Raw genomic sequence first — 1,281 nt, forward strand, 5'->3', positions numbered from 1 at the left:
TCAGCCCGCCCCCTTGCGCATACCTCATGCAATGGGCATACCGCAGGAATCAAGAACCGTCAGCCTTGCCGACATCACGCATTGAAGGTCAGTAGGTAAGAGGTGCATTTTCCGTCTTGTCATGCATGCCGTCGCGAACGCCTCCCTTTGCGTGGGCGGCAGCGCCTATATTTTTGCTTCGACCAGCCTGCGCACCCAGCTCTGACTTTCGGGCAGCATCGGCCGGATGAACGCCGCATCAATCCGCTTCTCTGCGACCGAAGTGGGGCCGTCTGCGGGGTTCTCGCAGCCCTGCAGGGTTGGGCTGGCGTGGTTCCTCGCTGGAATACCGAGATGACACATTGGCTCGCCCTGCCATCAAGGTTGTCCCGTAAGTAATCTTGGAGTGGATGTGAATGCGGGCACCCGAAGGCCATTCGACTCAGCCATCCGTTGCGGGCGAGGTTATGCAAGCGGGCGATGCTGAGCATGGCGTGGTGGACGTCGTCGCCCTTGAGCCGGCAGCCGCGGAGGATCCTCCAGCCCTTCATGCGAGCGAAAGTGCACTGGACGTGGGCACGAACTTGCTTGTGGGGGGGCACGGTTGTGTTGTTCCTTCCAGACTGGGGATTTCCCGCCCCCGGTTCGGTGTTGCAGGATGGCGAGTCCGGTGCCTTGGTAGCCGCTGTCCGTGGTGGCTATGTTGTGACCGCTAGCGTCCTTCGCGCCGAATTCCTCCCAGCCTCGAGAGTCGTGCCGGTTGCCGGGCAACGACCGACAGACCACGACGACCAGGCGACCGCCAGCGTCGATGACGACCTGGTAGGCCGTGGAGTAACGGTAGTTCTCCGATTGCACGGCGATCGAGCGGTCGCGGGTGGGCACGAGTGTTCCGTCGCCGATGAGCACGATGTCCTAGTCGAATCGATCGCGCGGCTGGAGCGCGAGCAGGGAACCGGGAAGGTCGATGATCCGGTCGAGCGTCGACTTCTAGCCGCCGGACAGCGACGCAAGTTGGCACGTCGTCAAGTTCGTTCGCAAGCCAGTCGCGACCAGCAGGATTCAGTCATCCAGCGCCAAGTCTCACGGGCGACCTCGGTGTACATCGGCTCCGGTCTACGGCGTGCCGCAGTCACCAACTTACCGAGACAGCGCAGGTTCATCCCAATGAACGGACCGCTGCGCCGCCGTGATCACACTATCCACACTACTGACCTTCAATGCGTGATGTCGGCAAGGCTGACGGTTCTTGATTCCTGCGGTATGCCCATTGCATGAGGTATGCGCAAGGGGGCGGGCTGA

Annotated in this window: 1 pseudogene; it reads right to left on the reverse strand. The window is 61.8% G+C overall.

What is annotated here, in order from left to right:
* Window positions 1-428: 428 nt before the first annotated feature.
* Window positions 429-1,142 (reverse strand): annotated as a pseudogene (locus tag AB0I49_RS38225) (transposase family protein); the annotation flags it as partial.
* Window positions 1,143-1,281: the final 139 nt, after the last annotated feature.

It is taken from the genome of Streptomyces sp. NPDC050617, assembly GCF_040654795.1.
Lineage (GTDB): Bacteria > Actinomycetota > Actinomycetes > Streptomycetales > Streptomycetaceae > Streptomyces.